The 24502-nt window shown below is 38.9% G+C and carries 21 protein-coding genes; 10 read left to right on the top strand and 11 right to left on the bottom strand.

Features of this window, described 5'->3' with window-relative positions; all coding sequences use genetic code 11:
- Window positions 1–83 precede the first annotated feature (83 nt).
- Together ABXZ32_RS11995 and ABXZ32_RS11990 are read right to left on the bottom strand one after the other, a co-directional pair.
- Window positions 84–1700, bottom strand: coding sequence for a CTP synthase (locus tag ABXZ32_RS11995; RefSeq protein ID WP_354618918.1), 1617 nt, complete (start codon window positions 1698–1700; stop codon window positions 84–86).
- Window positions 1701–1760: 60 nt separating this feature from the next.
- Window positions 1761–1997: a DUF3820 family protein gene (locus tag ABXZ32_RS11990; protein WP_354618917.1), complete on the bottom strand. Its 237-nt coding sequence runs from the start codon at window positions 1995–1997 to the stop codon at window positions 1761–1763.
- Between the two features lie 50 nt (window positions 1998–2047).
- Here ABXZ32_RS11990 and ABXZ32_RS11985 point away from each other — a divergent pair, with 50 nt between their 5' ends.
- A complete protein-coding gene (locus tag ABXZ32_RS11985; RefSeq protein ID WP_354618916.1) occupies window positions 2048–2914 on the top strand; it encodes a hydroxypyruvate isomerase family protein in 867 nt (288 codons plus the stop codon).
- Between the two features lie 105 nt (window positions 2915–3019).
- Here ABXZ32_RS11985 and ABXZ32_RS11980 read toward each other — a convergent pair whose 3' ends face one another.
- The 3 genes from ABXZ32_RS11980 to ABXZ32_RS11970 form a co-directional block, all read right to left on the bottom strand.
- Window positions 3020–5173: a LysM peptidoglycan-binding domain-containing protein gene (locus ABXZ32_RS11980; RefSeq protein WP_354618915.1), complete on the bottom strand. Its 2154-nt coding sequence runs from the start codon at window positions 5171–5173 to the stop codon at window positions 3020–3022.
- Between the two features lie 2 nt (window positions 5174–5175).
- The gene (gene guaA, locus ABXZ32_RS11975; RefSeq protein ID WP_354618914.1) at window positions 5176–6708 is read right to left on the bottom strand and encodes a glutamine-hydrolyzing GMP synthase; all 1533 of its coding nucleotides are present in this window, start codon (window positions 6706–6708) and stop codon (window positions 5176–5178) included.
- A gap of 75 nt (window positions 6709–6783) precedes the next feature.
- Entirely contained in the window at window positions 6784–8154 is a 1371-nt protein-coding gene (locus tag ABXZ32_RS11970; RefSeq protein WP_354619071.1) for a pyridoxal phosphate-dependent decarboxylase family protein, read from the bottom strand.
- Between the two features lie 265 nt (window positions 8155–8419).
- Here ABXZ32_RS11970 and ABXZ32_RS11965 point away from each other — a divergent pair, with 265 nt between their 5' ends.
- Window positions 8420–8965 (top strand): pyridoxamine 5'-phosphate oxidase family protein, encoded by a 546-nt coding sequence (locus tag ABXZ32_RS11965; RefSeq protein WP_354618913.1) that lies wholly within the window; start codon window positions 8420–8422, stop codon window positions 8963–8965.
- Window positions 8966–9004: 39 nt separating this feature from the next.
- Here the strand turns inward: ABXZ32_RS11965 and bshC are convergent, their stop codons facing one another.
- Window positions 9005–10609 carry a bacillithiol biosynthesis cysteine-adding enzyme BshC gene (bshC, locus tag ABXZ32_RS11960; protein WP_354618912.1) on the bottom strand — a complete coding sequence of 535 codons (1605 nt, stop codon included), beginning with the start codon at window positions 10607–10609 and terminating at the stop codon, window positions 9005–9007.
- 127 nt (window positions 10610–10736) lie between these two features.
- Between bshC and ABXZ32_RS11955 the strand changes: the two genes are divergently transcribed.
- The 3 genes from ABXZ32_RS11955 (at window position 10737) to ABXZ32_RS11945 (ending at window position 15319) form a co-directional block, all read left to right on the top strand.
- A complete protein-coding gene (locus tag ABXZ32_RS11955; protein ID WP_354618911.1) occupies window positions 10737–13184 on the top strand; it encodes a M14 family zinc carboxypeptidase in 2448 nt (815 codons plus the stop codon).
- 38 nt (window positions 13185–13222) lie between these two features.
- The gene (locus ABXZ32_RS11950) at window positions 13223–13789 is read left to right on the top strand and encodes a PepSY domain-containing protein (RefSeq protein WP_354618910.1); all 567 of its coding nucleotides are present in this window, start codon (window positions 13223–13225) and stop codon (window positions 13787–13789) included.
- Window positions 13790–13987: 198 nt separating this feature from the next.
- The gene (locus ABXZ32_RS11945; RefSeq protein ID WP_354618909.1) at window positions 13988–15319 is read left to right on the top strand and encodes a carboxypeptidase-like regulatory domain-containing protein; all 1332 of its coding nucleotides are present in this window, start codon (window positions 13988–13990) and stop codon (window positions 15317–15319) included.
- Between the two features lie 110 nt (window positions 15320–15429).
- On the opposite strand, the gene rocD is transcribed toward ABXZ32_RS11945, so the two are convergent.
- Complete coding sequence (rocD, locus tag ABXZ32_RS11940) at window positions 15430–16716, bottom strand: ornithine--oxo-acid transaminase (protein ID WP_354618908.1); 1287 nt, start codon at window positions 16714–16716, stop codon at window positions 15430–15432.
- Window positions 16717–17120: 404 nt separating this feature from the next.
- On the opposite strand from rocD, the gene rlmD reads away from it, so the two are divergent.
- The 3 genes from rlmD to ABXZ32_RS11925 are packed head-to-tail and all read left to right on the top strand — an operon-like array spanning window position 17121 to window position 19798.
- Window positions 17121–18533 (top strand): 23S rRNA (uracil(1939)-C(5))-methyltransferase RlmD, encoded by a 1413-nt coding sequence (rlmD, locus tag ABXZ32_RS11935; RefSeq protein ID WP_354618907.1) that lies wholly within the window; start codon window positions 17121–17123, stop codon window positions 18531–18533.
- 31 nt (window positions 18534–18564) lie between these two features.
- Entirely contained in the window at window positions 18565–19071 is a 507-nt protein-coding gene (locus ABXZ32_RS11930) for a DUF6452 family protein (RefSeq protein WP_354618906.1), read from the top strand.
- Complete coding sequence (locus tag ABXZ32_RS11925; protein WP_354618905.1) at window positions 19052–19798, top strand: DUF6048 family protein; 747 nt, start codon at window positions 19052–19054, stop codon at window positions 19796–19798. Before ABXZ32_RS11930 ends, ABXZ32_RS11925 begins: the two co-directional genes overlap by 20 nt.
- 1 nt (window position 19799) lies before the next feature.
- Here ABXZ32_RS11925 and ABXZ32_RS11920 read toward each other — a convergent pair whose 3' ends face one another.
- Window positions 19800–20030, bottom strand: a complete 231-nt coding sequence (locus tag ABXZ32_RS11920; RefSeq protein ID WP_354618904.1) for a hypothetical protein — start codon at window positions 20028–20030, stop codon at window positions 19800–19802.
- 3 nt (window positions 20031–20033) lie between these two features.
- On the bottom strand, window positions 20034–21197 hold the full coding sequence (locus ABXZ32_RS11915; RefSeq protein WP_354618903.1) for a THUMP domain-containing class I SAM-dependent RNA methyltransferase: 1164 nt from the start codon (window positions 21195–21197) through the stop codon (window positions 20034–20036).
- Window positions 21198–21286: 89 nt separating this feature from the next.
- Here ABXZ32_RS11915 and ABXZ32_RS11910 point away from each other — a divergent pair, with 89 nt between their 5' ends.
- Both ABXZ32_RS11910 and ABXZ32_RS11905 read left to right on the top strand, forming a co-directional pair.
- Window positions 21287–21958: a ZIP family metal transporter gene (locus ABXZ32_RS11910; protein WP_354618902.1), complete on the top strand. Its 672-nt coding sequence runs from the start codon at window positions 21287–21289 to the stop codon at window positions 21956–21958.
- Window positions 21959–22387 carry a DUF4268 domain-containing protein gene (locus tag ABXZ32_RS11905; RefSeq protein WP_354618900.1) on the top strand — a complete coding sequence of 143 codons (429 nt, stop codon included), beginning with the start codon at window positions 21959–21961 and terminating at the stop codon, window positions 22385–22387.
- Here ABXZ32_RS11905 and trhA read toward each other — a convergent pair.
- Window positions 22384–23034: a PAQR family membrane homeostasis protein TrhA gene (gene trhA / locus ABXZ32_RS11900; protein ID WP_354618899.1), complete on the bottom strand. Its 651-nt coding sequence runs from the start codon at window positions 23032–23034 to the stop codon at window positions 22384–22386. The genes ABXZ32_RS11905 and trhA overlap by 4 nt on opposite strands.
- Window positions 23034–24371, bottom strand: a complete 1338-nt coding sequence (locus ABXZ32_RS11895; protein ID WP_354618898.1) for an amidohydrolase family protein — start codon at window positions 24369–24371, stop codon at window positions 23034–23036. Before ABXZ32_RS11895 ends, trhA begins: the two co-directional genes overlap by 1 nt.
- Between the last annotated feature and the right edge of the window lie 131 nt (window positions 24372–24502).

Here is a 24502-nt window from a genome sequence, read left to right as displayed (position 1 = left end):
GAGGTATCACCGTGCAGGTCTGTTTAATTTTTAATACGCAAATATATGTCCAATTGTGGATTTAACGCCTGTGCGACATTAGGTTACTTTAATTTATGCTCCAACGCTGCTTTAACAAACCCCACAAACAATGGGTGAGGATTGGCAACGGTACTTTTATATTCTGGATGGTATTGCACTCCAATAAACCATGGATGTGTTGGCAATTCCACAATTTCAACAAGACCTGTTTTTTTATTTACACCTGAAGCCACCAAACCGGCTTTTTCCATGGTCTCTTTGTACTGGTTGTTAAACTCATATCGATGACGGTGTCTTTCCGAGATGGTTTTTTCCCCCCCATAGACCTTTTGCACCAAACTACCATCTTTTAAATCGCAGTCCCACGCCCCTAAACGCATGGTACCCCCTTTATTGGTAATGGTCTTTTGCTCTTCCATTAAACTTATGACCGGGTTAGGCGTATCCGCGTCCATTTCAGTAGAATTTGCATCGACTAGGCCAAGCGCATTTCTACCGAATTCTATAACGGCCATTTGCATTCCCAAGCATATTCCCAAAAATGGGATATTTTGCTCTCTGGCGTATTTTACGGCCTTTACTTTTCCTTCAATTCCTCTTTCACCAAAACCTGGAGCTACTAAAATTCCGTCCAAATCCTTCATTTTATTCACCAAATTGCGATCGGTGATATGCTCGGAATGGATCCATTTTATCTTGACCCGCACTTCGTTTACTGCTCCGGCATGAATAAAGGCTTCGAGGATGGATTTATAGGAATCCTGTAATTCTACATATTTTCCGATCAACCCAATATTGACCTCATCTTTTGGATTTTTATGCTTGTCCAAAAATTCGTTCCAATTGGTCAGATCCGGGACAACATTATCCGGCAAGCCCAATTTACGAAGGGTTACCGTGTCCAATCCCTCTTCTTGCATCAGGATGGGCACATCATAAATGGTGGAGGCATCAATAGACTGAATGACGGCATCTCTTTTAACATTGCAAAAAAGAGCAATTTTATCCTTGATATCGTCCGAAATTTCATGTTCGGTTCTACATACTAAAATATCAGCTTTGATCCCACTCTCCATTAAAGTCTTTACAGAGTGTTGGGTAGGCTTTGTCTTTAGCTCGCCTGCGGCAGAAAGGTAAGGCACTAAGGTTAGATGTATAACAATGCCATTGGTATCGCCTAATTCCCATAATAACTGACGCACCGCCTCAATGTAGGGTAAAGATTCTATATCCCCAACGGTTCCTCCAATCTCGGTTATCACTATGTCATATTCTCCACTTTTACCAAGAATCTGAATACGTTCCTTTATTTCATTGGTAATATGCGGAACTACTTGTACCGTCTTCCCTAAAAATTCACCTCTTCTTTCCTTGTCAATGACACTTTGGTAAATTCTTCCCGTTGTAACGTTGTTGGCCTGGGAAGTCCTAACATTTAAGAAACGTTCGTAATGTCCCAAATCCAAATCCGTTTCCGCACCATCATCCGTTACATAACATTCACCATGTTCGTAAGGATTTAAAGTTCCGGGATCCACATTGATATAAGGATCTAATTTTTGAATAGTTGTTTTATAACCGCGGGCCTGAAGTAATTTGGCCAATGAAGCTGCAATAATCCCTTTTCCAAGGGAAGATGTAACCCCACCGGTTACAAAAATATATTTAGTCTGTGACATGAAGCGTTAGGTTCTTTTCTTAACGCAGGCAAAAGTACAAATTGCAGTCCGATAACACTGTTAATCTCTAGGAAAATCTTTTTGAATTTTCCGAATTAATCCTTCTAGGCCGTTTATTTTGATTTCCAACATGGCTTTCAACAAATTTCCAAGTTTACCATCGGGAAAACCTTTTTGATTAAACCATACCAAATATGGCTCTGGAAGGTCTACCAGATATCTATTCTTAAATTTTCCAAACGGCATTTTATAATGAGCCAGTTCTATCAACTGTTTTTTATCAGGATATATGTTCATTTATTTAGAACTAAAAACTTATCTTTATACACGTACAAAATACATTTATTATGAAAAGGCGCACTTTTATTGGCACTTCAGCTGCCGCTACTGTTGGAGTTTTAGCTTATCAAACCACAAATGCCCAAGAAACAAAGCAAGATATGGGATTTAAACTAAAAAACAATATTAACCATAGTGTGTGCCACTGGTGTTTCGCCGATATCCCCTTGGAAGACTTCTTGATTAAGTTAAACGAATTGAATATTAAAGCTATTGACTTAATGGGCCCTAAGGAATGGCCCCTTTTAAAAAAATACAATATACACTCAGCCATGTGCAATGGGGCTGAAATTAGTTTGACCGAAGGCTTCAACGATACAAAATATCATGGGACCCTAATAGACAACTATACCAAAATGATACCCTTAGTGGCAGCGGCAGGATATACCAATTTAATTTGCTTTAGCGGTAACCGAAGGGGAATGGACGATGAAACGGGCTTACAAAACTGCGCGACAGCCTTAAAAAAATTAATGCCTTTGGCAGAAAAGCATGGGGTAGTAATACAAATGGAACTCTTTAACCAAAGAAACCATCCCGATTATATGGGTGATACCTCAGCTTGGGGCATAGAATTGTGCAAACAAATAGGATCTGAAAACTTTAAGCTCCTTTTCGATATTTACCATATGCAGATACAAGAAGGGGATATTATCCAGTCCATCAAGGATAATCACACCTATTTTGGCCATTACCACACGGCCGGGGTACCTGGAAGACATGAAATTAACGAAACCCAAGAATTATACTACCCAGCCATCATGAAGGCTATTGTGGATACCGGTTATAAAGGATATGTGGCACAAGAATTTATTCCTGCTAGCGAGGACAAAATCGAAGCCTTGAAACAGGGATTCCTGATCTGTGACGTATAAAAGCTTGTCAATATATTTTGAGGTTACTTATAGTCAACCCTCAAGATCTATAAACATTACTCTTTAAAGAATTGACCATATTTTAGCACGTTCTGCCCCAGGACCTTACTCGGCCTCTACGATCATCATTTTATTGTAGGACATAATATAGGCCGACTGGTTAAAATACCCCGATGATGCATCTTTTCTATAGTTGAACTTATTTGCTGTATAGGAAGTTTCCCCGATTTTTTTACCGGCTTCGAACAAGTTATTTTTGTAGGCCAACTTTAAGAGGATATCAAATGTGATATCAAACCCTCTAATAGCATAACGATCTGGTTCAATCCCATATTTCCTTCTATACATTTTCACAAATGAATTGGTCCCTATTTCCTTTTCAATAGACGGATAGGTAAACCCAAGATTGGAAAGATGTGAATTGGAAATAACATCATTATCAAAGGCTTTGTTCTTATTGGTCGTAAACATTCTAATCCTTACAGAATCCTTAATTGTGGAATTCAACACAGAACTTACGTGATAAATAGTATTGGCATTATCAGACTCCAGGAACACCCAATTTTGTTTGGCTGAAACTATCTGCCTTACCTTATCAATATCCAATGAAATATTGTTCTTTAAGTTAAGAATTTTAGCTTTTGGAAATTTCTCCAAAAGCAGACTTTGGGTTTTCTTGTTATTGTCATCAGCAATGATGACTATATTTTCTTCCTTCCTATGCTCGTTCACATAAGCAATCATTTTATTCCTTAAAACTTCCTCGGTAGGTAAGGTAAAATAAACATTGCGCAAACTAATATCACTTTCCGCAGCTATAGGAGCAATTACAGGAATATTGTATTGCCCAGCGGCCAAAGCCACCTCTTTTAGGGATTTGGCATCTAAGGGCCCTATAATAGCACTAACATCGTTTAATCTTTCACGCAACATAATATCTTTGACCCTGTCCACATTCAATTGGGTATCAAAGGTTCTTACATTGACAGAAACTCCCAATTTTTTTATGGAATCTAAAGCTACCATAGCGCCAGTATACATTCCAATGCTATATTTACTATCATTCCTATTGGCCATTGTCTGTTTGGCCAACTCCTTATCGGTAACATCTATTTTATCCGTTCTAAAAGGAAGTAAGAAAAGTAAATTGGGCCTATTCTTGGTTTGAATACTATCTATAAGACTGAACCTATCAAGCACCAAGGAGTTTTTTATCTCTAGATCTTGAGCCTTTGCTTTTGGGATTTTAAGAATCATCCCTGCTTTTAAGCCATCACTGAGTTCTGGATTTAAGGCCAAAAGTTCTGCATAAGTAACATTAAGCTTTCTGGTTAACCTAAATTCAGTTTCTTGCGACTTCACCTCGTAGAAAACATATTTATCTGTATTAACCACGTCTATGGGGGCCGTATCTTTTTTGGGCAAGCGAATGATCATCCCTTCCTGTAGACCTCGAACTTTTACTTCGGGATTTAACGATTTGATTTCTTCTTCCGTAACTCCAAACTGTTTTTCCAGATTATAAAATGTCTGTTTTGGCGTGATAACATAAGAGTTATATAATTGAATTTTCTGATTATCTACTGTGCTCCCTTTAATTTTTGGCAACTTCAATTGCTGCCCCTCCATTAGGTAGTTATTGGACTTTGAAAGATCAGGGTTTAGTTCCAGAAGTTCATCTATTGTAATCCCATACGTATTTGCTATGCTCCACCTAGTTTCTTTGGGCTTTACGGTGTACATTTCAAAATCATCGTTGCTTTTGGCAACGTCCTCAGGACTCACGCGTCTAAACTTAGGAATCCGCAGATTCATCCCTTTCTTGAGATTTCCGGAGTATAATTCTTTATTATATCGCTTAATATCTTCTATGGAAATGTTGAATCTCTTGGCAATTCCATAGAGTGCATCTTTTCGTTTTACCCTATAACTGGTAAAACCAATCGGGTTTTCTTGGGCCACTTTTTCTTCCTTGACCACTACATTTACCTTGCTTTTTACCACAGGAACATTAGCGTTAGTAGACTTGGCCTCCATTGGAATTACCAATACAGTATTAGCTATCAGGGGCTTTCCTTGAACAATTTCCTTGTTGTACTTTAAGATGTTGAATGGGGTAACCCTGTATTGTTTTGCAATACTCTCTAATGTTTCACCCTTCTTTACCGCATGGGTTACAAATTGCTGTGCATTCATGTGTAAACATAAAAACAGCATAAAGAAGCCTGTAATAAGTATTTTAAAACGTGTACTGTTCATTCCTATTCCCATTCTATGGTTGCAGGTGGCTTAGAGCTTATATCATAAACTACTCTATTTACCCCCTTCACCTTATTAATAATATCATTAGACGTTTTCTGCAAGAACTCATAAGGTAAATTAACCCAATCTGCCGTCATTCCATCTGTACTTTCCACAGCTCTTAAAGCTACACATTTTTCGTAAGTCCTTTCATCTCCCATTACCCCTACACTATTTACGGGTAAAAGCATAGCTCCGGCCTGCCACACCTTGTCATAAAGTCCCCATTCTTTTAACCCATTGATAAAAATAGCATCAACTTCTTGTAGAATAGCAACTTTTTCCGGGGTAATATCCCCTAGGATTCTTATTGCCAATCCAGGGCCAGGGAAGGGATGTCTTCCTAATAATGTCTTATCTATTCCCATACTGGCACCCACTCTACGAACCTCATCCTTGAACAACATTCGTAATGGCTCCACTACATTTAATTTCATAAAATCGGGCAGACCACCTACGTTATGATGACTTTTTATAGTTGCCGACGGTCCTCCGGTTGCCGAAACCGATTCTATAACATCCGGATAAATGGTTCCTTGTGCCAACCATTTAGCATCTTCGACCAAATGTGATTCATCATCAAAAACCTCAATAAAGACCCTTCCGATCGCTTTCCTTTTTTTCTCTGGATCACTCTCTCCAGCCAAAGCATCCAAAAAGCGTGCCGAAGCATCTACTCCTTTAACATTAAGCCCCATATCCTTATACTGGTGCAAAACATCCTCGAATTCGTTTTTTCTCAAAAGCCCGTTATTCACGAAGATGCAGTGTAAATGCTTTCCAATGGCCTTGTGCAATAAAATGGCCGCCACAGTAGAATCTACTCCTCCTGAAAGTCCCAATATTACTTTATCCTGACCTATTTTTCTTTTCAGTTCCGTTACGGTTGTCTCCACAAAAGCATCAGGTGTCCATGTCTGTGCAACTCCAGCAATATGTACAAGAAAATTCTCTAATAACTGCTTGCCATCTGTTGTATGGTAGACTTCAGGATGAAACTGTATGGCATAAGAATCCTCTCCATTAAACTTATAAGCAGCATTTTCCACATCGTGCGTACTTGCCAATCTTGTTGTATTCTCAGGAAGTTCCTTAATAGAATCAGCATGGCTCATCCAAACTTGACTTCCGATGGAGATTTTATCAAAAAACGGTTCGTTTTCCTTCACATAGGACAATTTGGCCCTACCATACTCTCTGGTGTTGGATCCTTCCACACTGCCACCATTAAAATGCGCCAAATATTGCGCCCCATAACACACACCCAAAAGTGGCTTTTTACCTCTAATTTGAGATAAGTCCGGATGAGGAGCATCTTCAGCCCTAACAGAAAAAGGAGATCCAGATAGGATTACCGCTTTGTATTCTGAAAGATCTTCAGGTAAATGGTTGTAAGGTTTAATTTCGCAGAAAATATTAAGTTCCCTAACCCTTCTTGCGATGAGTTGTGTGTACTGAGAACCAAAATCTAAAATGAGGACGTTATTTTGCATGGGCAAAAATAGTATTAAATTGAAAAATGGAAAGTTTAGAGGGCAATAATTTTTTAGTAATTTTCTTTATTAGGACTATTTCATAGAATCTAAAATAGCCCTTATATCCGATTCGGTCGTATCTGGATTTATAAAACAGAAACGGGCAACGGTTTCATAAGCGCCTTGATGCTTCCATTTTGTAGGCGTAACCAAAGCAAAACCGTCCCTATGGTTTTTATAGGTCCAATTTCTGTAATCGTCTGGCGACCAACCCTTTCTTCTGTAAAGCACACAAGATAGACTAGGCTCCCTTACCAGTTCCACTATAGGGTTATCTTGAATGATCCTTCCTGCAAGGTTAGCAAGTTCTATGCCTTGTTGAACGGCCCATTCGTACTTATCGGTTCCGTGCATGGCCAAGGAAAACCACAAGGGCAGTCCCCTTACCCTTCGGGTCAATTGGATCTGGTAATCAGAAGGATTGAATCCGTGTGCTCCTTCATCCTTGAAAATGTCCAAATAGGACCCTTCCTGGGAGTGTGCCTCTTTTGCCAATTCTGGGTTTTTATAAAGTATTGCCCCACAGTCGTATGGCGAGAACAGCCATTTATGGGGATCTATGGTAATACTGTTGGCACGTTCTATCCCTTTAAAAAGGGGTCTGGCCAATTTAGAGGCCAAAGCTCCACCCCCATAGGCAGCATCAACATGAAACCAAATATTTTCCTGCTCACAAATCGTGGCAATCCCATCTAGGTCATCTATTATGCCTGCATTGGTAGTGCCCCCGGTGGCAACAATGGCGAACAGTCTTTTTCTTTGGTGAGGGGTAAGCTCCTTTAAAGCGTTGGACAACATTTCTGCAGACATACTGTCTTCGGTTTCCACCAAAATAACATCTGCATCTATCACCTTTGCCATGGACTTTATGGAGGAATGTGCCCCACTGGAAGTAATTATAAGGGCTTTTTCATTAAGATTGTCCTTGTTCTTTCTCCAGTTCTCACGTGCCGTTACCATGGCCGACAAATTAGCTGCTGTACCGCCACTTGTAAATACCCCAAAGGCCGGTTCTGGAAGTCCGGTTAAGGATACCAACCATTTCATGGCCTCATTTTCACAGAAAATACCTCCTGCCCCTTCCATCCAATAGGCCCCATGGATACTGGAAGCGGATGTGACCAAATCAAACATAATAGCAGCTCTTGTGGGGGATGCCGGTACAAATGCCAAATGTCTGGGGTGGTCAATAGGGACTGTTGCCTTTATAAGAACATCTTTGAAAAGATCAAAGGCTTTTTCTCCACCTATACCAGCTGAAGTAATGGTTTCCCCCACCAAACTTCTCAGTTCCTCTTCTTTTTTGGGTTGCCCCAATTCTGGAGCTGTTTTAGTTATTCTGTTGATGACATATTTCATGACATCCAACGTCATTTCCACCAGTTGTATATCTATATTGTGCATTTGGCCTAGGTCTTTTGGCAAAGGTAATGTTTTGAGCCACTTTTTAAGCGGAAGGAGACCCTGATTTACTTCAATCCCAAACAAAAAAAAGCCCGGAAACCACCCCGAGCTTTTAAATCGATCCCAATCTCCATTGGGAAAACTAACCTAACTACTATTATTTGAAACTTATGCTTTATGCACTGTTTATACACTAAACAACTTATAAACAAAATACCCTACCCTGTTCTTTTATTTTTTATCTTTATTAGAGAAAATAAGGCACATGAAATCGACTTTTTTTAACGAACTTAAGGAAGAACTGCGAAAAGGAGCAACCGAAACAGGGCATCCTTTCCGATACTGTACTCTAGCTACGGTAGGATTAGACAATATAGCCAGGTTACGGACTATTGTTCTTCGCAAGGCCACTGATGAATTGATGCTCACGTTTTTCACCGATAAACGTTCAAAAAAAGTTACGCATATAAAAGAAAACAAAAAAGTAAGCTTACTTTTTTATCATCCGGAAAAACTAATGCAATTACGGATTGAAGGTTTAGCCATAGTGAACAATGACGTTAAAAGTAAAAAATTACTCTGGGATGCGGTACCTGAAGAATCTAAAAGAGATTACACTACCTCTGAAGCACCAGGAAAGGAAATCAAAAATCCTGATATCATTGAATATTTAAATGATGAGAATCATTTTTGCGTGGTGGAGATCCATCCTTTCAAAATAGAATATTTAAAACTAAAAAGACCCAATCATATTAGGGTCCGATACTCCAAGGAAGATTCGGATTGGGAAGGACAATTTTTGGTGCCTTAAAATTCAATCCCATAAAATTTGCACCTACACGTTAAACAATTAATCTAATGTCAGTATGGCAAATTCTCCAGACAGTGGTTTTAAAGCACTCATCAGGGTGGGAATCAGTTCTTTCCCGTACTCCAAATAAAGTTCCGAAAAATTCAAATTGCGTTCTTGTAGCGATTTATTGGGAAACAACTCATTCTGTATTTCCGTCATACGTACTACATGATCTTTTAACTTTCTTTTTTGGGCCTTTAAAAGTCGCTTTTCTAAATTGTCAAGACCTTTGAGCTGTTTTACCTCTTGTGCCTTCACAGCCCCTAAAAAAGATTTGTCGGTTTGTTCTGCAAGACTATAAAGTCCTTGAAACTGCTCTTGCAAATGTTGTCTTTGTGGTGAAAAGTCTATATCGATATTAGATATGGTCCTGATCTTTTTATTGATAAAACTACTTTGCTTTAAAAACAGATCAGCGATATCCAAATTTAGCTTGGTTAATTTGTCATCTTGTTTTTGTGTTATGATCAAGGCTGAGTTTCTCAATAGCAAGATTGGAAAAGTTATACCCATTTCTTCAAAGGAGGATTTCAATTCCAACCAATAGGCCAGCTCTCCGCCTCCCCCTATATAACATAGATTGGGTAAAATAATTTCTTGATACAAGGGTCTGGAAATCACATTGGGAGAAAAACGCTCTGGGTAACTATGCAGTTCTTCCAACAGCTCCTTTTCGGTAAAACTTAAATCAGTATCATTAATGTAATACAATCCGTCCTTTTCAATGATACGTTCCCTAAGTCCATCTTTTAAATAGAAATAATTGATTTCCCTCGGGTTTACCTGAATACCGTAATTCTCCGGTAACTGCTCTAAACTTTGTGCAGTATTAAGAACAGCCTTGTATGATACATTTTCAAGAATGTCTTTTTTCGCATAGGGCACCAGTAATTTTTTGAGCTCCCTATTATCGCCATCTATAATGACCAATCCATAATCTCCGAAAAGCTCATTGGCCAAAAATCGTGTTGCATCTGTAAGGTTATCGTGTTCCAAATAAGACCTCTTGAATAAGGTCTTTAACTCTTCTGCATTTTGACCTATTCCAATTTCCATGGATAACATATCATATACATCATCCAGACCATCTGTATTTAGGTGGCCTACGGCTCCCGATGCCTCTTTGTTCCATTGTAATTTTTTACCCTTGAAATTAAAGTAGTTGATCTCGTCAAAATCATGATCTTCAGTGGCCATCCAATAAACAGGCACAAAATTGTAATTGGGATATGCTTCCTTTAGTTGCTGTGTTAGGTTAATAGTTGAAATAATCTTATATAAAAAGTAAAGCGGACCGGTAAAAAGATTTAATTGATGTCCGGTTACAACGGTGAAGGTAGAATTGTCCTTTAATAATTCTAAATGCAATTCTGTTGATCTAGAAATACCGATACTGGCATACTGCTCCTTTATGGCACCATGAAGCACTACCCTATTTTCCTTTGGAAAATTGGCCTGTTTCTCCAATATTTGGTCTTTAAAATCACCTAGGTTTGGGAATCTATTATAAAAAGGCTGCAGACTTTCCTTTTGGTCCAAGTAATCACATATCAAATTGGAAAAATAACCTGTTTTTTTAAAAGGTATACAGTCGCTTTTCATAGAGGCAGCTTAAAATCTGGGTAAAGTTAAAATTATTGAAATTTTGAGTTCCTAAAAATACGTTAAGTTGTTTACAAATTGTAGAGTTATTGTTAGATTTGGAAAATAACAAACCACTCTTCCCAATATGAAGCAAATATTACTCCTTGCCTGTTTTTTATATTCCATCTCCAATATCTCCCAAGAAATTAAATCCCCATCGGAATTTTTGGGATACGAATTGGGAACTCAATTCACCCGTCATCATGAGGTAGTGGATTATTACGAATATCTGGCTGAAGCTGCGGCTGATCGTGTACAACTAACCTCTTATGGCAAAACAAATGAGCGTAGACCTTTGATACTGGCCTATGTTTCCTCCGCTGCCAATATTAATAACCTGGAGAGCATCAGGGAGGACCATCTAAAAAGTACCACAGGTACAGGAAATGCTTCAAAAGCCATTGTTTGGTTGAGTTATAACGTGCATGGCAATGAGAGCGTAAGTACCGAAGCCTCCATGCAAACCATTTACGAGCTTTTGACCAATAAAGCGGACTATTTGGAAAATACGGTTGTGATCATGGATCCCTGTATCAATCCCGACGGCCGTGATCGCTATGTCAACTGGTATAACGAAAATAAAAATACGCCCAACAACGTAGACCCTAATAGCAAAGAACACCGTGAGGGTTGGTTGAGTGGTAGAGCTAACCACTATATGTTCGACCTAAACCGCGATTGGGCATGGCTAACACAAGTAGAAAGCCAACAGCGTTTAAAAATGTACAACCAATGGCTTCCACATGTTCATGTGGACTTCCACGAACAAGGGGTGAACAATCCATATTATTTTGCACCGGCCGCAGAACCATTTCATGAAGTGATCACCGATTTTCAAAGAGATTTTCAGGTCACCATAGGCAAGAACCATGCAAAATACTTTGATGCCAAAGGCTGGTTCTACTTCACTAAGGAAGTATTTGACCTCTTATACCCCAGTTATGGGGACACTTATCCTATGTACAATGGTTCCATTGGAATGACCTACGAACAAGGAGGCAGTGGACGAGCAGGATTGGGAATAATCACCGGTATTGGAGATACCCTTACTCTAAAGGACAGAATTGATCACCACTTTACCACAGGGATTTCTACAGTTGAAGTAGCTGCCGGAAACTCCCAGAAATTAAACGATGAATTCAGGAAATTTTACCAGCCCAAGAATTACAAGTACAAGAGTTATGTCCTTAATGGAGACGCAGATAAAATAAGGGCACTTACAACACTTTTAGACCAACATCAAATAGTTTACGGTTCTGGCAACGGCTCTTCTGTTAAAGGTTTTGATTATGCCTCGGGAAAATCAGGAACCTCAAAAACATCATCAAACAGCTTGGTTATCTCCACCAATCAAACAAAAGGAACTTTGGTCAAAGTGTTATTTGAGCCCAATGCAAAATTAAGCGATTCCTTGACCTACGACATTACCGCCTGGTCCTTGCCCTATGCCTATGGATTGGACGCAATTGCTTCCGAAAGTTTAGTGGCTAACAGTACATCTACCACGGAAAAAAATACAGTCACGCCACTTGATCCTCAAGCGTATGCCTATATAACCGATTGGAACAGTATGGACGACGCACGTTTTATGGCAGAACTTTTAAAAGAAGGAATACGCGTACGATATACAGATAAACCCTTTACCCTAAGTGGTAAAAAATACGATAGGGGAAGCTTGATCATCACCAATGCGGACAATAAGAAAAAGAAAGGGTTCCTAGGACTTTTGGAGGCATCAGCTAAAAAAAATCATAAGACCTTAACTGCTACCACAACAGGTTTTGTAGATGGTGGTAAGGATTTTGGCTCTTCATCAGTACAGATGGTAACCGATACAAAAATAGCAGTACTCTCTGGGGAACCTACAAGTACCTTACAGTTTGGGGAAATTTGGCACTTTTTTGAGCAACAACTTAATTATCCTGTTTCTATTCTGTATAGTGATTATTGGAAACAAGTGGATCTTTCAAAATATGATGTTTTGGTATTGCCCGACGGTTGGTACGGAAGTTCGTTTGATGATGATCAGTTACAACGTTTAAAGGACTGGGTTAAAAGTGGAGGAAAGCTTATCGCTATGGGAGGAGCTATCAATGGTATTGATGGAGAAAAGGGCTTTGGAATAAAAGCAAGGGAAATGAAAAAAGACACTACTCTATCCTTGGAATCCTATGATATTTCTGAAAGAGAAGGTATTAAAAACGCAATTACAGGTGCTATTTTCAAAACCAAAGTAGACACAACACATCCTTTAGCGTATGGTTATAAAGACACGTATTTTTCCTTAAAATTAGGGGATGATGCTTATGAATACTTAGATAAGGGAACCGTGGTTCATCTAGATAAGGATACTGTACCCGTTGCCGGATTCGCAGGAAGCGAAGCACAGAAGAAAATTGGGAAAACCTTAATTTTTGGTGTGGAGAACGTCGGTCGTGGTCAAGTTGTATATATGGTAGACAACCCTTTGTTCAGAGGGTTTTGGGAAAATGGTAAACTCTTTTTTGTGAATGCCTTATTTATGGTGAACTAATACCAACCCAAATTCCTTTAAATTCTTTATAAATATACATGTCCAATCCTACTAAAAGACAACAACAAGCTCGAATATTAAGGATTTTCAGAAAAGTGCATCGGACGATGGGCGCTTTGCTTTTTTCCTTTTTCTTTATAATCTCCATCTCTGGCATCCTACTGGGATGGAAAAAAAATAGTGGTGGCTATATCTTGGCCGAGACCCAAAAAGGAGTTTCTACCAATTTGGCAGATTGGCAACCTTTAGATATGCTGCACCAAAAGGCATTAAAAGTCTATAGTGATTCCATTTCAGCGAATCCAAATGTAGAGGTAGACCGAATGGAAATTAGAAAGGACAAGGGCATAGTCAAATTTACCTTTGTAGATGATTTTTGGGGTGTCCAATTGGATGGTACCACTGGAAATTTACTGCTAATAGAAAAACGACGTGGTGACTACATAGAAAAATTGCACGATGGCTCCCTGCTCGACTATTATTTTGGGACTCAAAGTGGACAATTTAAACTAGTGTATACCTCAATTATGGGCGTGGCCCTTTTTCTTTTTACCACTACCGGTTTTTGGCTGTGGTACGGTCCTAAACGTATGCGGAAGAATTAACAGATATCTCATTACTTTTTTCTTCAATATTAAAATTAAGGCGCAGCATTTCACAAATCTATATAACCGTAGATACTATAGTCTATAACTGTATAGAAATCGACTGAAATAATAGTAAATTAGGTCAATTTTCGTTAACTTAGAGTGAGTATGCTTCTCATTTCCAGAGAAGTACTGCTTATAAAAAAAATTGCTCTTATGTTACGATGTAACTTCATATTTATAAGAAAACACCTAATAACGGCATTATTGGTATTGTCCTTTATTGGAATCCACGATAATTCCTATGCTTCTTTTTATTTCCAAGAAGAGGAACAGGAGATAAATTACAATTCGTATAGTGGGGAAATCTTGGATAGCGACTCTAAAAAACCTTTGGTTTTTGCTACACTTACTTTGGAAGGGACCAATATCAGCACCGTTACTAACACAGAGGGTACATTCTCACTAAAAATCCCCAAAAACACCGTACAAGGCAATATCAGCATCTCTTTCTTAGGTTATAAAACTAAAATAGTTTCATTGAATGAGCTACGACCCGAAAATAATGAGATTCTATTGGACATTGCCAGCATTGAATTATCTGAGGTAAACCTAACTGTTCCTAAAAGTGCAGAAGGATTGGTGCGTGAAACATTGGCCAAAAAAGGAGACAACTATTTTAATGATCCAACCATCATGACGGCGTTTTACAGGGAGACCATAAAGAAGAGAAGAAAAAATGTATCCCTTTCAGAAGCGGTGGTCACCATTTATAAGGCACCATACAATACACCCAAAAGAGATGCAATACAACTATACAAAGCCCGCAAGAGCACGGATTACAGTAAATTGGATACGGTTGCCCTTAAATTGGAAGGTGGGCCTTTTAATACGTTGTATGTGGATATTATGAAATATCCCGAATATATATTCACCGATGAGGATATTTCCAAATATTCTTTTAGTTTCGATCAGTCCACCAGGGTAAATGACCGATTGATCTATGTGGTTAATTTTGAACAACACAATTATATTTACGAACCTTTGTACAAAGGGAAACTGTACATAGATTCTGAAAATAAAATTCTCACCAGTGCCATTTATTCCTTAAATATTACCGACCCGGACAAGGCCTCTAAATTATTTGTCCGTAAAAAGCCTGCCAATGCCAAAGTATGGCCAACCGATGTGGCTTACAGGGTAGATTATAGAGAAAAAGATGGAAGGTGGTATTACGGCTATAGTAATGTATTGCTGGAATTTAAAATTAATTGGGACGACCGTTTTTTTAATTCTGTGTATAGTATGACTGCAGAAATGGCCATAACCGACTGGGAACTAAATACAGAAAAGGCCAATTTGAAGGCAAGGGAAAAAATGAAGTCCCGTATTATCTTAAGTGATGAGGCCAGTGGCTTTTCCGATCCGGAATTTTGGGGGGAGTACAATATTATAGAACCTGAAAAATCGATCGAATCGGCTATTAAGAAAATACAACGACAATTAAAAAGATCTAGGTCAAGAGGAGATCTTACTTCAGCTTTTTAATGGCGTTTGCAAGAGTTTGGGTCGATTCCCTTAGCTTCAATTAAATCTCAGTTTTAAAAATAAAAAAAGCCGCTGATCCAAAGAACAGCGGCTTTTTAATTCCTTATTGCTTATAATTCACTTTCAAAATTTGTCAAGGTAGTGGTTATAATGGATACACAATCCAGTAACTGTTCCTTGGTCATAACCAAAGGCGGTGCAAAACGGATGATGTTACCATGTGTTGGTTTTGCCAAAAGTCCGTTTTCTTTTAAGGCCATACAAATGTCCCATGCGGTTGAACTGTCTTCTGTATCATTGATCAGAATGGCATTCAATAGACCTTTTCCTCGTACAGCATTTACCAAAGAGCAATTTGGAATGAATTTGTTCAATTCTTCACGGAACAACTCACCAAGATCAAATGCATTTTGTGCTAACTTCTCATCTTTTACAACTTCCAATGCAGCCATCCCTACAGCAGCTGCTACTGGGTTACCACCAAATGTACTTCCATGGTTACCAGGTCTAATAACCCCCATAATATTATCATTTGCCAATACTCCTGAGACGGGGTAGGCACCTCCAGAAAGAGCTTTTCCCAAAATTAGAATATCTGGTTTTACTTCTGGTGTTCCACTACAGTGCTTATCAGCACAACTACAGTTACCACATGTGGCCAATAACCTTCCCGTTCTCGCTATACCAGTCTGAACTTCATCGGCAATAAAAAGAACATTGTGTTCCTCACACAAGGCCTTTGCCTTGGCAAGATATCCCTCAGAAGGCACAAAAACTCCTGCTTCTCCCTGAATTGGTTCCACGAGGAATCCTGCAATATTTTTATTGCTTTTCAAGACTGTTTCCAAGGCCTGTAGATTATCATACTCTATTTTGATGAATCCTTGAGTGTAAGGGCCAAAATGTTTTCTTGCTACTTCATCGTTGGAAAAAGAGATGATTGTAGTGGTACGGCCGTGAAAATTGTTCTCACAAACAACTATTTCAGCTTCATTTTCAGGGATCCCTTTTTTCTCATAAGCCCACTTTCTACAAATCTTCAGCGCAGTTTCTACCGCCTCGGCACCTGTGTTCATGGGTAACAATTTATCGAATCCAAAGGTTTCCGATGCGTATTTCTCAAACTTCCCGAGCATATCATTATAAAATGCCCTTGATGTTAATGTTAACGTTTGCGCCTGTTTTACCATGGCTCCAACAATTTTCGGATGGCAATGCCCTTGGTTTACCGCGGAATAGGCCGAGAGGAAATCGTAATATTTCTTACCCTCAACATCCCACACATAAACACCTTCACCCCTGCTTAATACAACAGGTAATGGATGGTAATTGTGTGCTCCGTACTCATTCTCCAATGCTATGGCATCCTCAGAAGTTAATCGTTCTAAAACTGACATGATTTCTACTTTTTAAATAAAACTAATATGATTCCTGCTTAAGGAGAGAAATCATCCTATGAAGTGGCTGCAAATTACAAATAATTATGGGGATTATAAAGTTTATTAACGCTTTGTTATATCCCAAACCCCTTAATTTATAAGGCGAATTGGTCCATAGCCCATTTTAATGTAAATAGATTTATGCCTTGAGGAAAAACCAGCCCTCCAATTTAAATTCCAAAAAAAATATTCTAAAAAATTCATATTAAGGCGAGTATTTGTGATTTAAAGTAAATTCAAAAATCAATAGGATAAATTCTAGCCTAAACTATGTCACTTAGAATATGAATACAACCAAATCTTTAGATAGATTTTAGGCCTGAGGTCTTTATAGTTCTGCAAAAAGATTTTACTTTTGCCACATGCGCAAAAAGAACAAAAGACAGATCTTCGAAAATGTACAGGTAATAGATGCAGGGGCGAAGGGAAAAACAATAGGCAAGGCCCCGGACGGACGGGTAATATTCCTAACCAATACAGTTCCAGGGGATGTAGTTGATGTACAGACCACCAAAAAGAGAAAGGCTTATTTTGAAGGTACCGCAATAAAATTCCACACCTTATCCGATAAGAGAACAAAACCTGAATGCCAGCACTTTGGGGTTTGCGGTGGCTGCAAATGGCAAGATATGGCCTATGAGCACCAATTGTTCTACAAACAAAAGGAAGTTGAAAATAACTTAATACGCATAGGGCATTTAGAATTACCGACAATTACCCCAATCCTAGGTTCCGAAAAACAATATTTTTACAGGAACAAGATGGAATTTTCTTTCTCGGATAGCCGATGGCTTACCTATGATGAAATTAATTCAAAAGACGAAATAGAGGACAGAAATGCGCTGGGCTTTCATATACCAGGCATGTGGGACAAAATTTTGGACATCAAAAAATGTCATTTACAGGCAGATCCTTCCAACGCCATACGCTTGGCTGTCAAGGATTTTGCAAATAAACACGAGCTTCCTTTTTTTAATCCCAGAAATCAAGAAGGATTATTGCGCACGTTAATGATCAGAACCTCCTCCAATGGTGAAATCATGGTATTGGTTCAATTCTTTGAAGATAACAAGGAACAACGAACACTTTTGATGGATTTCATGAAAGAATCTTTTCCTGAGATCACTTCATTGTTATACGTGATCAACCAAAAGCAAAATGATACGATCTACGATCAAAAGATTGAATGTTATGCCGGACGTGATCATATTTTTGAAGAAATGGAAGGGTTAAAGTTTAAGATAAACGCGAAATCCTTTTATCAAACAAATTCGGACCAGGCATACGAACTTTATAAGATCACTAGGGATTTTGCTGGACTTACAGGAGACGAACTGGTATATGATCTATACACCGGTACCGGGACAATTGCCCAATTTGTGGCAAAGCAAGCCAAGAAAGTAGTAGGAATAGAGGCAGTTCCAGTGGCCATTGAAGATGCAAAAGCCAATGCCAAACTAAACAACATAGAAAATGTTGCCTTTTTTGCAGGGGACATGAAAAATATCTTCAACGCAGGGTTTATTGCTGTTAACGGAAAACCAGATGTGATAATCACGGATCCCCCAAGGGATGGAATGCATAAGGATGTGGTACAACAAATTTTGAATATTGCCCCCAAAAAGGTGGTTTATGTAAGTTGTAACAGTGCCACACAGGCAAGGGATCTGGAATTAATGAAAGACCTATACAAAATCACCAAATTACAACCTGTAGATATGTTTCCACAAACACACCATGTGGAAAATGTTGTACTTTTGGAAAAAAGAACCTAACCACTGGTTGTAGAACTATTCAATTTTGTTCATGAAAAAAATACTGGCCATTGGCGCTATTTTACTGATAATCATTTCTTTTTCCGCCTGTGAGAAAGATGATATTTGCGTAGATGGGGATACCCCACTCTTGGTTATAGGTTTTTACGATGTCAATGATACCACTACGGCCAAAAAAGTGTCCAAATTAAGAGTTGCCGGTATGGATCAAGAGTTTACCGTTAATACGGTGGCAGACAGAACCGACCAGGATCTAATAGAAATACCTTTACGGATCAATAGTCCAACCACCTCATTCGTATTAATATCAAATTCCGCCACCAATAGCTCAAATGAGGAAACTGGAAATGCAGATGTTGTCACCTTCAATTATGAAACCAAGGAAGTTTTCGTGTCGCGTGCCTGTGGTTTTATAGCAAATTACGATAGCCTAAATGGAGCGCTCACTACAGATACTGACAACTGGATAAAAGGAATAGAGATAGTCCAAACCACTATTAACGATCAAGCTACAGCCCATGTTAAGATATTTCATTAGTATTTTCTTCCTTATGGGCTGCATTGTAGGGTACTCTCAGAGCAAATCCATTGACCTACAACCAAAGGACACCATAGTTAAAAAAGAGACTTATGGCCTACGTGTAGGGGCTGACCTCAGTAAATTGGCACTGTCTTTTTACAATGATGACTATACGGGACTGGAACTCGTGGGAGATTACAGACTAACCCAAAAACTATTCCTAGCAGCAGAGCTAGGTAATGAAGACCGCACCAAACAAGAAGATTTATACAATTTCACTTCCTCAGGTAGTTATATAAAAGCAGGGGTAGATTACAATACCTACCAGAATTGGTATGGGATGGACAATACAATCTTTTTGGGTGGCAGGTATGCTGTAAGCACATTTAGCCAAACTTTGAACGATTACTCCGTATTTGACAGTAATAGATATTGGAACCCAGACGGTTTTGCCGATGGCCAATTGCCCGGTCGAGAATTCAGTGGTTTAAATGCATCATGGTTAGAACTGGTATTTGGCACAAAGGTGGAGTTATTTGCCAACATTTACTTGGGAGCCAGTGTCCGTTTGGGCTTTTTGGTTACCCAAAAACAATCCGATGAATTTCCAACCCTGTGGATACCGGGATTCAATAAGGTTACCGATGGCAGTAACTTTGGTGCCAGTTACAACTATTCCATTTCCTATTTTATCCCGCTTTACAAAAAGGTAAAAAAGTCGGCAAAGAAAGAAGTTAAAAAATAGATCAAACCTCTTTCACCCCTTTTATAAACACCCACTTCATAAACAGTTTTTCTCCCTCTTTAGTTCTGGTGACCGCAAATTTTGGCGACAGGACAGAAGCCAATACAGCTGCTACTATTGCCAAAACAATACTATCGCTAGACAATAGAAACCACATGATAGACCTGATAATTACAAAAAGGACGGCAAACCCAATAAAATTGAAAAGAAAGGCCTTATACTTTGGTTTCATAAATTAGGAAGGTTGATTGAATTTGGCTTTTTTACTTCCTTCATACATGACGTACTTCACCAGCTTTGATTCCAAATGACTATTGAAAACCTTTATTTTTCTTGATGGCCTCAATCCTACAAACTTTAACGCCTCCAAATTGGAAGTTATAAACCATGCATCAGTTCCTGGATATTTTTGTTTCAGGGTATCTCCTATGGAAGCATAGAAACTTTCCATTTCAATATCCAATCGCTCTCCATACGGAGGGTTGAACACCATATGTAAGTGCTTTTCAGTAAACTTATCCGTCTCAAAAAAGTTCATTCTATCAATAGTAATGTACTCCGATAAGTTGGCATTCTTTACGTTATCCTTTGCCTTGGCCACAGCCGAAGGTGCCTTATCATACCCAACGATCTTAAAATGGAACTCTCTTGTCTTATTTAGACTGACATCCACTATCTTTTCAAAAAGCTCTTCGTCAAAATCTGACCATTTTTCAAAGGCAAATTCCTTTCTATTAATATTTGCTGGAATGTTACAGGCAATCATGGCGGCTTCCGTTAAAAAAGTACCACTCCCACACATAGGGTCAAGAAAATCACATTGTCCGTCCCAACCACTTAAAAGCAGTAATCCCGCAGCCAAAACTTCATTTATCGGGGCTATATTGGTGGCCGTACGATATCCCCTTTGGTGTAGGGATCTTCCTGAGGTATCCAAGGAAACATTACAGTGCTCCTTTTGTATGTGAATATTCAGACGAACATCCGGGAATTTTATATCCACATCTGGCCTACGACCATCGGTGTCCCTAAATTTATCCACAATAGCATCCTTAACTTTTTGTGAAACATAAAGGGAGTGTGTGAAATTCTCTGAATTGATCGTGGTATCAATGGCAAAAGTAGTGTCCGCCGAAAGGTATTCACTCCAATCCATTCGATATATTTTCTTGTACAGGTCGTTCTCATCAACTACACTAAAAGAATGAACCGGCTTCACAATTTTTATTGCGGTCCTTAAACAAAGGTTGGCTTTGTACATAAAACCTTTATCGCCTTCAAAAGAAACACTTCTAACTCCTTCCTCTACATTTGCTGCGCCTAGATTACGCAATTCCTTTGCTAATATCTCCTCAAAACCAAATAAGGTTTTGGCTACCATTTTAAAATTATTGTCCATACTTACTTTAAAGAATACCGCAAAAATACATTAATTTTACCCCAATTACACAGTACATTTAAATAGTACCGAGCATTAACCAATTTTACATGATCTATTTATTACCCATTCTAGCGGTATTATTAAGTTTTGCCTTTGTTCTAATGGTAAAACCAAAAAACAAGGAAGCCTTCAAATTAGTTTTGGCATTTAGTGGGGCCTTTCTGTTGGCCCTTACGGTATTTGAATTGTTTCCTGAAGTCTACGCAAATTCTGACCCAAAGACAATTGGCCTCTGTGTGATGCTTGGAATTTTATTTCAGATCTTCCTGGAGTTTTTCTCCAAGGGTGCAGAACACGGGCATGTTCATTTGGATACTGAAAAAACAAACTTTCCTTGGCTGTTATTCATCAGTCTCTCCCTTCATTCGCTATTGGAAGGAATCCCCATTGAGAAACACCAAACAATACTTTATGGCATCTTGGTGCACAAAGTTCCCATTGCCATTATTCTAAGTATATTTTTTATCAATTCGAAGATTAAACTGCGCAATGCCGTATTTTTTATAGTGTTGTTTGCCATAATGACCCCATTGGGAAGTCTATTGGCGGCCAATATGCCGTTCATACAACAGTACTATGCGCCTATTACAGCTGTGGTTATTGGAGTGTTTCTGCATATCTCCACCGTCATCCTCTTTGAAAGTTCGGAGGGGCATAAGTTTAATTTACGAAAATTAGTGGTGATCATCTTTGGGATCGCCATAGCCTATCTCTTATAAATGTTCAGTAAGGAAGCATCGCGAAAACTACGGGAAGACTTTTGGATTTCCTTTGGAAAATCCTTTCCTAGAAAATGGATCCTATACAATACAACAGTTAAAGATTTCGCCTTTAAATTCCATTTTGACACCAAAACTGCCATGGTTTCTTTGGATTTAGATCACCATGATTTAGAAAAAAGGATAGAATTATGGGAGAAGCTACTTTCCTTAAAATCCATTCTGATTGAAGAATATCTACCGGGAGCTATATTCAATGATTCCTATGTCTTGGAAAATCAAAAGGAAATATCAAGAATCTATGTGGTTCTAGAGGGGGTTTCTATTCACAACAAGAATAGTTGGCAAGAGACCATGGTTTTTTTAAATGAACATATGCTACAATTTGAAGCTTTTTTTGAAGAGTACAAAGACATTCTAATTAGTTAAACCACATCCAAATAAATAAACAGCCAATGGCTTATGGCACCGCCCAATACAAAAAAGTGCCATATAAGGTGATTATAGGGTATTTTTCTGATGGCGTAAAACAAAATTCCAATGGTATAAAATGCGCCGCCCAACATGAGTAGATCTATACCCAATTGGGTGGTATTCTCCAATAAATTAGGGTAATCCAGAACAATTAGCCAGCCCATGGCCAAATACAGGATCAAGGAGAGTATTTCAAATTTACCTGTATAAAATACCTTAAAGAGGGTACCGACAAGAGCTATCCCCCAAACCGTATAAAAAATAAGAAAGCCATTTCCATTAATTAAGGATATCAACGCCACAGGAGTATAGGTCCCAGCAATTAAAAAATATATACTTACATGGTCTACGATCCGCAACCTTCTTTTGAGTTCCAAATTGGAGAAATAGTGATAGAACGTAGAAGCTGAAAACAATAAGATCACTGTGAAACTATAGATAAGAATAGCAACAGTTGCATACTTGGTTTTGCCATTGTTTTTCAACAGAAGCAAAAAGGCGCCTAAAATACCAAGAAAAATACCCAATGCGTGGGAATAGGCGTGTAGCCTTTCCACTTTTTCAATAGACCGATTGTTTATGGTGTCATTACTACTCCCCACTATTTATAACGTTTCCCATGCTTAATGACCATATCCACATCTTGAAGTAAACTAATGTAGCGCAATACATCCCCGTCAACGGCAATGATATCTGCATATTTACCAGGGGTGATGGTACCCACTTCATCTGCCACCCCCATCCATAGTGCAGGCCAATACGTTGCTGCCCTAATGGCGTACATGGGATCTATCCCAAACTCATTTACCCAAACATCCAATTCGTTCCATGTAGATTGGCTGTGAAATTTCATAGGGATACCACTATCCGTGCCAATCATTAACACGACACCAGCATCCATAAGTTGCTTGATCTTCGTTTTCAAAGTAGGCTTTCTAATGGGTGTTAATTGAAAATAGGGCAAGCGATCTGGGTGGGTGATGCTGTTTTTGATGTCAACAATGACACTATCGGGCAATCCCAAATGCCAGGAATCATTGTCCAACTTTTCAGGATGGTCTCTCACATATTCATAATTGTACAGCCCTTCAACTGTGGGACACCAAAATAACGGACCTAAATTCATTTGTGCGGTCCTTTCCTTGATCTGTTCCATTATATCTGCAGGATATTCCGGTGCGGAGGACAAGCCCGTATGCTCAAAACAATCAACCCCTACTTGCAATCCTCTTCTAATTTCATTGGGCCTGTGACCGTGTGCCACTACCTTTAATTTATTTTTATGTGCTTCGTCCACAATTGCTTGTAGCACTGCCATGGTCATTTGGTCGTGATCTATTAATTTAACCATGTCTACTCCTGCTTTGGCAAGCTTTCTGATCTTCGCCCTGCCATCCTCCGGACTTGTCACTCCCCATCTAAAATCTTCTGTCCCTGGGTAGGGTTGATGTTGTATAAAGGGACCTGACACATAGAGGGTAGCACCTGGGATTTCTCCTTTGTTTATGGCATCCCTCACGGCTATGCTTTCTTCCAACGGGCCTCCTAAGTCTCTCGCACTGGTAACACCGGCCATTAATAATTGATGGGCACTAGAGGGCATGATCACATCTTTAAGTAAAGGAGGATATGTTTTGTCCCAATAATCGTAATCTGCATGTCCGTTGATCATGGTGTGCACGTGCATATCCCATAATCCAGGAAGAACTGTCATGCCTTCCGTAGATATCACCTCCGCATTGGAAGGAATTGGGGTATCTGTTATGGTACCCACGGTGATTATTTTTTCCCCTTCGATGATTACCACGCTATTTTTTATGGGATCTGAGCCAAAACCATCAATTAGGGTGCCTCCTACCAAGGCTTTTAATTGGTTTTCTTGTGCTAGGGATAAAAGGGAGGTGAAAATAAGAAGGAAGGAGGATAATTTTCTGTTCATTGGGTATGATATTGTTACACCTAAATATAGAACAAAAAAAAATCCCGACCACAAATGTGATGGTATTTCACTTTAAGGCATAAAAAAACCCCTCATCGTTAGATGAAGGGTTCTTCAAAAAAAGGCGGCGA

The organism is Sediminicola luteus, assembly GCF_040566555.1.
In the GTDB taxonomy this organism is placed as follows: domain Bacteria; phylum Bacteroidota; class Bacteroidia; order Flavobacteriales; family Flavobacteriaceae; genus Sediminicola.
This window is presented reverse-complemented; position numbering and strand designations above follow the sequence as displayed.

What these genes read in the sequence shown, in the direction of transcription:
- ABXZ32_RS11995 (WP_354618918.1), bottom strand. Translation starts at nt 1,700, where the DNA reads ATGTCACAGACTAAATATATTTTTGTAACCGGTGGGGTTACATCTTCC.
- ABXZ32_RS11990 (WP_354618917.1), bottom strand. Translation starts at nt 1,997, where the DNA reads ATGAACATATATCCTGATAAAAAACAGTTGATAGAACTGGCTCATTAT.
- ABXZ32_RS11985 (WP_354618916.1), top strand. Translation starts at nt 2,048, where the DNA reads ATGAAAAGGCGCACTTTTATTGGCACTTCAGCTGCCGCTACTGTTGGA.
- ABXZ32_RS11980 (WP_354618915.1), bottom strand. Translation starts at nt 5,173, where the DNA reads ATGAACAGTACACGTTTTAAAATACTTATTACAGGCTTCTTTATGCTG.
- guaA (WP_354618914.1), bottom strand. Translation starts at nt 6,708, where the DNA reads ATGCAAAATAACGTCCTCATTTTAGATTTTGGTTCTCAGTACACACAA.
- ABXZ32_RS11970 (WP_354619071.1), bottom strand. Translation starts at nt 8,154, where the DNA reads ATGCACAATATAGATATACAACTGGTGGAAATGACGTTGGATGTCATG.
- ABXZ32_RS11965 (WP_354618913.1), top strand. Translation starts at nt 8,420, where the DNA reads ATGAAATCGACTTTTTTTAACGAACTTAAGGAAGAACTGCGAAAAGGA.
- bshC (WP_354618912.1), bottom strand. Translation starts at nt 10,609, where the DNA reads ATGAAAAGCGACTGTATACCTTTTAAAAAAACAGGTTATTTTTCCAAT.
- ABXZ32_RS11955 (WP_354618911.1), top strand. Translation starts at nt 10,737, where the DNA reads ATGAAGCAAATATTACTCCTTGCCTGTTTTTTATATTCCATCTCCAAT.
- ABXZ32_RS11950 (WP_354618910.1), top strand. Translation starts at nt 13,223, where the DNA reads ATGTCCAATCCTACTAAAAGACAACAACAAGCTCGAATATTAAGGATT.
- ABXZ32_RS11945 (WP_354618909.1), top strand. Translation starts at nt 13,988, where the DNA reads ATGTTACGATGTAACTTCATATTTATAAGAAAACACCTAATAACGGCA.
- rocD (WP_354618908.1), bottom strand. Translation starts at nt 16,716, where the DNA reads ATGTCAGTTTTAGAACGATTAACTTCTGAGGATGCCATAGCATTGGAG.
- rlmD (WP_354618907.1), top strand. Translation starts at nt 17,121, where the DNA reads ATGCGCAAAAAGAACAAAAGACAGATCTTCGAAAATGTACAGGTAATA.
- ABXZ32_RS11930 (WP_354618906.1), top strand. Translation starts at nt 18,565, where the DNA reads ATGAAAAAAATACTGGCCATTGGCGCTATTTTACTGATAATCATTTCT.
- ABXZ32_RS11925 (WP_354618905.1), top strand. Translation starts at nt 19,052, where the DNA reads ATGTTAAGATATTTCATTAGTATTTTCTTCCTTATGGGCTGCATTGTA.
- ABXZ32_RS11920 (WP_354618904.1), bottom strand. Translation starts at nt 20,030, where the DNA reads ATGAAACCAAAGTATAAGGCCTTTCTTTTCAATTTTATTGGGTTTGCC.
- ABXZ32_RS11915 (WP_354618903.1), bottom strand. Translation starts at nt 21,197, where the DNA reads ATGGACAATAATTTTAAAATGGTAGCCAAAACCTTATTTGGTTTTGAG.
- ABXZ32_RS11910 (WP_354618902.1), top strand. Translation starts at nt 21,287, where the DNA reads ATGATCTATTTATTACCCATTCTAGCGGTATTATTAAGTTTTGCCTTT.
- ABXZ32_RS11905 (WP_354618900.1), top strand. Translation starts at nt 21,959, where the DNA reads ATGTTCAGTAAGGAAGCATCGCGAAAACTACGGGAAGACTTTTGGATT.
- ABXZ32_RS11895 (WP_354618898.1), bottom strand. Translation starts at nt 24,371, where the DNA reads ATGAACAGAAAATTATCCTCCTTCCTTCTTATTTTCACCTCCCTTTTA.